Annotated in this window: 7 protein-coding genes; all 7 read left to right on the top strand. The window is 58.7% G+C overall.

Going from position 1 to position 7,037, the window contains the following annotated elements; all coding sequences use genetic code 11:
* Positions 1 to 371 (top strand): GDP-mannose 4,6-dehydratase (locus tag J1M86_RS25625; protein WP_206511877.1); only part of this gene is annotated, 371 nt, incomplete at its 5' end.
* Between the two features lie 36 nt (positions 372 to 407).
* Positions 408 to 1,730, top strand: coding sequence for an oligosaccharide flippase family protein (locus J1M86_RS27070; protein ID WP_363324727.1), 1,323 nt, complete (start codon positions 408 to 410; stop codon positions 1,728 to 1,730).
* 36 nt (positions 1,731 to 1,766) lie between these two features.
* A complete protein-coding gene (locus J1M86_RS25615; protein ID WP_206511878.1) occupies positions 1,767 to 2,819 on the top strand; it encodes a glycosyltransferase family 4 protein in 1,053 nt (350 codons plus the stop codon).
* Entirely contained in the window at positions 2,819 to 3,964 is a 1,146-nt protein-coding gene (locus tag J1M86_RS25610) for a glycosyltransferase family 4 protein (RefSeq protein WP_206511875.1), read from the top strand. Before J1M86_RS25615 ends, J1M86_RS25610 begins: the two co-directional genes overlap by 1 nt.
* Entirely contained in the window at positions 3,928 to 5,016 is a 1,089-nt protein-coding gene (locus J1M86_RS25605; protein WP_307786749.1) for a glycosyltransferase family 4 protein, read from the top strand. Before J1M86_RS25610 ends, J1M86_RS25605 begins: the two co-directional genes overlap by 37 nt.
* Positions 5,017 to 5,280: 264 nt before the next feature.
* Positions 5,281 to 6,615: an IS21 family transposase gene (gene istA, locus J1M86_RS25600; protein ID WP_206511873.1), complete on the top strand. Its 1,335-nt coding sequence runs from the start codon at positions 5,281 to 5,283 to the stop codon at positions 6,613 to 6,615.
* A 51-nt stretch (positions 6,616 to 6,666) separates the two neighbouring features.
* Positions 6,667 to 6,948: an ATP-binding protein gene (locus tag J1M86_RS25595; RefSeq protein WP_241260674.1), complete on the top strand. Its 282-nt coding sequence runs from the start codon at positions 6,667 to 6,669 to the stop codon at positions 6,946 to 6,948.
* Positions 6,949 to 7,037: the final 89 nt, after the last annotated feature.

Raw genomic sequence — 7,037 nt, 5'->3', positions numbered from 1 at the left:
TGCAGGACAAGATCGCGTTGGGCAACCTCGACGCCAAACGCGACTGGGGATTCGCTGGCGACTACGTCGAAGCGATGTGGCTGATGATGCAGCAGGAGGTCGCCGACGACTACGTGATTTCCACCGGGGAGACGCATTCGATCCGCGAACTACTCGACATCGCGTTCGCCGAGGTAGGGATCGATGACTGGACCGACTACGTCTACATCGATCCTGCGTTCATGCGGCCGGCCGAGGTGGATCTGCTGATCGGTGATGCCACCAAGGCCCGCGACGTACTCGGATGGAAGCCCAAGGTCGAATTCCCGGAGCTGGTACAGATGATGGTCCGCAACGACGTCGACGAACAATCCAAGAATGCGGTTGAGTGAACTGGCTGGATCCGATCGGGATCAGGGACCGTTTCGATGATCAGGAGCGTTAGTGCCTTTCGCTCAAAGCTGAGGGCGCTCCTGCTAAATCCTGGTTCAGCTACGGTTCTCTCTAGTGGAGCCGTCACCTTGACTACGGTCGCGACTGGGGTATTGACTGCTAGACTGCTCGAGGTCTCTGAAAGGGGCACATACGCTTCAACGTTGGCCTTTTGTTCGACTCTCAGTTTCGTATGCACCGCCGGAGCTGCTGAGGCTCTGGTCCTGGCGCCCAAGAGGGGCGTCCACCAAAAGACATCGAACACTATCGCCTGGTCATACAGCACTTTCTTTTCGGTAGTATGCGCCATTCCGGTCTTTTTTTACACCTCATATCTAGGCGCCAACACACCACTGTTTGTGTTGTTGGCATGTGTGCTCCCATTCCTCGGTGCTCTTGGGTCGCTTATAAACTATAGTCTGGTATCGGACGGGAAGTTCTTGGCTGCTGCTTTCCTTCGCGTTAGTCCGGTAGTTGTCCAAATCTTGTCGATAGCGGCACTGGTGGCTTTCGGTGAAATCAATCTCACATCGATATTCGCTACATCTGTGTTCGGTAGCTGTGCGGCAGTAGTGCTGGGGATTTCTTTGAACAAGCCCTGGCGCCGAATGCATTCCAAGATGAGACGAAACCACGCTGTCCAGACCTTGCGTATTGGTTTCAAAACAGGCGGCGCGCAGGTCTTTCGATCAGTGGGCTCAAGGATGGATCTCATCCTGGTTGCCATGTTTCTATCAACGACCGACGCTGGAATGTACTCCGTGGCTGCCAGTTTAACAGTCGCCGGTCTCTCCCTTGTTGCTAGCCTCGCTCCCGTTCTGCTATCTAGATCGCGATCTGATAGTGCTCGACTGACCTCTGTCGCAAGTGCGATGGCCGTTCTAGTCGGAGTTGCAATTGTGCTTGTAGGGCCACTGTTGCTCCCCTATGTATACGGCAGCGAATATGCGGCCGCGGGCATACTTCTCTATTCGTTGAGCGCTGCGATGGTCGCAAGTAATCTGTTCGAATTAATGCTCCGAATAATGCAACAGGATGCTCAAGAGCTAGGGGCCCTTCTCGCGGTCATTATTGCGACCGTCAGTCAATTTGAACTCGTTGTTCTTGCGTGTTTACTACTGGGAGTGAATTGGGTGGCGCTTGGTACCGCTGTGAGCTACCTCCTCGGCATTGCCACGCTCTTGGCAGTGAACCGAAGATCAGGCGGTGACTCTTTGCTTGCCCGTGTCTCTCCATGGCGCGGAATTGTGCACATTTGGGGAATTTTTAGGCCAGGCCGGTCGCGGCGAATTTCCTATGAAACTACGGGACGGGGATAGCACATGGCAGAACACAATGACCGTCAGCGCGTACACATGACTGGGTCGGAATGGTTTGGTGATCGGTCTGGTGGCCTCAATCGATACTTCGAATCGCTCTTCGTGGCGATGCATGATCTTAAGGGGAACGATATAACAGCGGTGGCTTTTGGAAACCCGCCCTCCGGTGGGAACTCCTGGGGTCCGGCTGGTAAAAGTGCCCTGTCGCGAAGTAGCGCCTTGAAAGGCTCGTTCAAGTTGCCTCACGGCGCAATATTGGATCGCCACTTCAGCCTCTACGGTCAGTCTGCCGGGGTCGGCAAAAGCAGGGTCACAACTGTCACCCATTTTCAGGGACCGTGGGCAGGCGAGAGCAAGGTTGCCGGCCACTCCAAACTGTCAGTAGCGGCCAAGTACGCAGTCGAACGGCTGCGGTACAGTCGCACCGATCAGTTCATCGTGCTGTCAGAACGTTTCAAGAACCTCCTCGTCGCCGACTACAAGGTGGACGAGTCGAGGGTTGCAGTACTCGCGCCCGGCGTTGACCTATCCAGGTTCTCGGCGGGACCCAAGGGACAGTCAAGGGAAGTTCTTTGTGTGCGCAGACTTGAAAAGCGTATGGGGATCGAGTACCTGATCAAGGCGTGGCCTGGCGTTGTGCACCAGCACCCCGGGGCGCTACTGAGAATAGTAGGAACCGGAACCGATGAGTCTCGGCTTCGCGAACTGGCGACCGATATGCGACTGAGTGAATTCATAGTGTTTGAAGGCAACGTTTCAGATGACCGCTTGGTTTCCTTGTATGAAACCGCCGCGGTCACTGTGGTACCCAGTGTCGCTCTTGAGGGGTTCGGCCTTATAGCACTGGAGTCTCTGGCGACAGGCACGGCTCCAATTGTGACTGACTGCGGGGGGTTGCCCGACGCCGTCGATGGTTTGGATCCCTCGCTGGTCGTTCAGCCCTACAACAGCGAGGACCTTGCCCATAGAGTGTCGGACGCACTGAACGGGGCCGTACCCGACTGGAAGGCATGCAGAGCGCACGCCGAGACCTTTTCGTGGCAGCGTGTTGCTGAGAATCATTTTGACCTGTACAGCCGGATAGCCTGATGGGGAACATCATGTTCCTTACTCATTCGGCCGAACCCGCAGGCGCCGAGTTGTCGCTTTTGCGACTCGTTCGCCACATGAAGCGTGGCCGCACGCGGGTGGTTTTCACATCAGACGGAGTCATGATCGCAAGATTTCAGAACGAAAACTTGGCAGCGGACTTGGTACGTGCCGACATCGCGCGGAGGCCGATCACGAGGTCGAGCAGTCCGCTAGCCCTGGCAGGCGGCCTGTATAGAATGTTCAAGGATGGTGTCGCAGTCGCAACTTACGCCAGGAGTCAGGACATCACTGTCGTTGTAGCGCGCTCGACCAAAGCACTGTTTATAGGCTTCGTCGCCACGGTTGCGACGCGACGCCGGTTAGTGTGGAGTGTCCACGACCGAATCTCGCCTGAATACTTTGGCCCGCTCAAAGCTCGTTTGCTGAAGGCATTCGGTCAGTGGGTATCGTCTGGATTCATCGTGAATAGCTCTGCGACTTTAGAAACTATCAACGCAGGGGGGAAGCCGGTCATCGTTATCCCGCCCGGGTTGGAGCGCGCAGACAGCCGTGCGACTCGTGTCGTGAGGCGCGAAATAAAAGCAGTAGGAATCGTGGGACGTCTCGCGGAATGGAAGGGGCAAGATGTATTCTTGCGTGCTTTTGCGCGCGTGTTCGGCGACGATGAAAACGACGTTTGCGCAACAGTTGTCGGAGGCCCCTTATTTGGGGAGACCGAATTTGAACAGCGCCTGCAGCAACTCGCCAAAGACCTCACTATTAGCCACAAGGTGCAGTTCACTGGGCACGTCGAGTCCGTCTCGGAGTACCTGGATGACTTCGATGTACTTGTTCATGCGTCAGTTATCCCAGAACCGTTCGGAGCCGTCGTTATCGAGGGGATGGACGCAGGCTGCGCGGTGATCGCAACATCTCCGGGCGGTCCGGCTGAGATCATCACCGACGGTGTCGATGGTCGCCTTGTGCCGTGCGGCGATGAGGATGCGCTGGTCAGCGCGCTAAGAGACTTGAACGAAGATGCAGACTTGCGCGCCCGCCTATCCGCCACCGGCATGCTGCGTGCGAAGGACTTCGATGTCACCGAGCTCGCGAGTCGTACTGAACAATGGCTTGCTCAATTCGACCGGGAGCTACCAAAATGACAACAACAAATAGACTGCGCGTTGTGTGGTTGTCAATGGAGTGGCCTCAGGGCAACGCTCATGTCGGTGGGGTGGGACGCTACACCTTTCGTTTGGCTGAATCAATGAAGGAGCTTGTCGACCTGACGGTTGTCACACTGAGCGGTGCGCAGCAAATGGACGGCGTTAGCATCGTAGAACTCCCGCGCCACAAGACGAGACTTGCGCGCTTCTACATCCTGCCAATACTTGCGCGCAATGCCGTAGCAAATCTCAGCGCCGACGTGATTCACGCCCACGGAGACGACTGGGCTCTAAAATCTAATACGCCAGTTGTCCGATCATTCTATGGCTCATCTTGGTCGGAGGCGGTCTCGTCAACCGGTCTGAGGAAGCTAAACCACGTTGTGCTCTATGGGTTAGAAAAGGTGTCCTCGAAAAGGGCTACTGCGAGCCTGGCGATCGCTCCGGAATCGCGCGACGCGTTCGGGTGCGAGTATGTTGTACCCCCAATCGTCGATCTGCCCGAGCGCACTGAAGTGGTCAACCGAGTTCCGCGGGCGGTCTTCATTGGAAGCCATCAGGGACGCAAGCGTGGATGGCTGGCTGAGAAGGCAGTAGCAGAAGTGCGGCGCAGGCTAGACAGAACATTCGAATTGTGGGTTGTAGGACCGCAGAGTGACGCTGAATCATGGGCACCCGACGTGCGTCATTGCAGCGGGATGTCCGACGAGGATGTGGCTGAGCTGATCAGCACGTCTTGGCTCTTGCTCGCGCCGTCGCTGTATGAAGGTTTCGGCATCCCAACCGTGGAGGCGCTAAACCAGCGAACGGCAGTTGTCGCCTCGTGGAATCCTGGGAACCGATACTTCAGAAATCTTGCTCACCCAGATGTTCCCTTGGTTTGCACAGCTTCGGACGAAGACTACCTTGAGGCAGTGGTTGATAGGGTGCGTTCGGGCCCGGCGTTGTCCGACGCAGAGTCATGGGCCGCCGATGATCTGGTCCAGCAACTCAAAGACGCGTCGAGCACTGGAAGGTTGCTTGAGATATACGGCCGTGCTCGGCGGTAAGGCGGAGTTTCTCCGTGCCGAGGAAACGCTTGCTGGCAAGGCCACCGATTGGAGAAGAGCTGCGAATCCGGTGTTCACGAGTGATCGGTCGCCGCGTATCGGTGTACACCCTCACGTGACGGTCCCCGTACAACCTCATGTGTAGGTGCTCGGCGAGTCCTGTCGTAACTCGCCCACGACAAGGGCCACCCTTCGAATCGTCTACCGCCAAGTCGACGAACCCGAAGGGTGGCCCTTGTCATGATCCTTGATGGAGAGTCTTGGATGAACATCCGCCGTTTCAAAACCTTGCACGAGGCCGGCGCGACCTACGCCGACATCGCCCGCGAATGCGGCTGCGATTGGCGCACCGTCCGCCGATACCTCGCCGAGGATGCACCCGCGCATCCACCGCAGGGGACTTCGAGAGCAGGAACCCAGCAGCGTGCCATCACCGACGACATCGCCGCCATGATCGAGGAGATGCTGCGCGCCGACATCACCATCGCAGCCTCGGTCATCCACGAACGCCTCACCCGCGACAAGTCCGTCACCGTCAACTACCAACGCGTCAAAATCTATTGCAGCACAGCGCGACCGATCATCCGCGACGAACTCGGAGCCGAGGAGTCCGGCCTGGGTAATCTGCACCGCCGCTTCGAAACGATCCCCGGCGCCCAAGCGCAAGTGGACTGGGGCGACGAAGGCGACCTGTTCGGCACCGGCCGCAAGGTCTACTCCTTCCACATGGTCCTGTCGTATTCGCGTGACCCGTTCTGCTGCTACACCCACTCGATGGACGCCGCCGCATTCTGGGGCAGCCACATCCGGGCCTTCGCACACTTCGGTGGTGTGCCTGGTTCGATCGTCTACGACCGCACTAAAACCATTGTCCGCAAGCATGTCCGGCCCGGACATGCAGTTCCGTTGCACCCTGCGGCAGTGGCGTTCTCGGGGCACTACGGCTTCGACATCGACGTCCTCGCCGCGTACCGGCCCACCGGCAAGGGCCGGGTGGAACGGCAGGTGAAAATCGTCCGCGATCATGTCCTCGCCGGCCGGACGTTCACCGACCTCGCCGATACCGACCGCACCTTCATGGACTGGGTCCCAATCCGCCGGACTCAGGTGCACCGCACTCACCGTGAGGTCATCGGCGTCCGGGCGGATGTCGACCACGCAGCCCTACGTCCGGTCCCGGCCGAGCCGTATCTGGTCGCCGAAGCTCATCTACGCCGCATCGGCAACGACTCGCTGATTTCCTTCGAAGCCTCGCTCTACTCCGTCCCCGCCGACCGGGTTCGAGCAGGTCAACGAGTGCAGGTCCGCGCAGGAAGCGACAACATCGCCATCGCCACCCTCGACAGCGCCGGCGGCACCGTCCTGGCCGTACACGCCCGCTCTCACGTCCGCGGTGCCTGGGTCGTGGACCCGGCGCACTGGGCATCACTGCCCGACGGTCACACCCGTGCCACCACCGACGGACGCAGCAACTCCGCCACCACCGACACACCGGCATCAGGCGGCGTCGACGGACCCGATCCGTTAACCGCGAAAGTCATCTCCCTCGTCGGCCATGTCCACGTCGAACGCCGACCCCTCTCCGCCTACGCCGTCTAGATCCTCGACAGTTACTGTCCTGCAGCAGTCTTCAAGAACGGATACTCAATCATGAGTTCATTGACCACCCAACGGATCATCGACAACGCCATCCGGCTCGGCCTCGGCCACACAGCTGAATCGGTCACCGAATCCGCCGCCCGCGCCGACTCCGCCCAGATGGGCTACCTCGACTTCGTCGACCACCTCCTCGCCGAAGAAGTCGCCGTCCGCGAATCCCGGCGGTTCCGCAATGCCCTCAAACTGTCCGGGTTGCCGCACCACAAAACCCTCGACGACTTCGACTACACCTTCCTGATCCGTCCCGGCATTTCCGGAGGGCTCATTGCGTGAGTGCCTCCTCCGGATTGAGGGTGCGCGTCCGATCGTAGTGGAGTTGCTCGGCGTGGTCGGGCGTGAGGTCATGGCAGTAGCTGTGGGGG

This window comes from Rhodococcus sp. KRD197 (assembly GCF_017168235.1).
In the GTDB taxonomy this organism is placed as follows: domain Bacteria; phylum Actinomycetota; class Actinomycetes; order Mycobacteriales; family Mycobacteriaceae; genus Rhodococcoides.
The sequence above is the reverse complement of the archived record's forward strand: the minus strand, read 5'-3'. Positions and strand labels throughout refer to the sequence as shown.

Coding starts and splice junctions, on each gene's coding strand:
- J1M86_RS27070 (WP_363324727.1), top strand. CDS start 408: ATGATCAGGAGCGTTAGTGCCTTTCGCTCAAAGCTGAGGGCGCTCCTG.
- J1M86_RS25615 (WP_206511878.1), top strand. CDS start 1,767: ATGACTGGGTCGGAATGGTTTGGTGATCGGTCTGGTGGCCTCAATCGA.
- J1M86_RS25595 (WP_241260674.1), top strand. CDS start 6,667: ATGAGTTCATTGACCACCCAACGGATCATCGACAACGCCATCCGGCTC.
- istA (WP_206511873.1), top strand. CDS start 5,281: ATGAACATCCGCCGTTTCAAAACCTTGCACGAGGCCGGCGCGACCTAC.
- J1M86_RS25610 (WP_206511875.1), top strand. CDS start 2,819: ATGGGGAACATCATGTTCCTTACTCATTCGGCCGAACCCGCAGGCGCC.
- J1M86_RS25605 (WP_307786749.1), top strand. CDS start 3,928: ATGGCTTGCTCAATTCGACCGGGAGCTACCAAAATGACAACAACAAAT.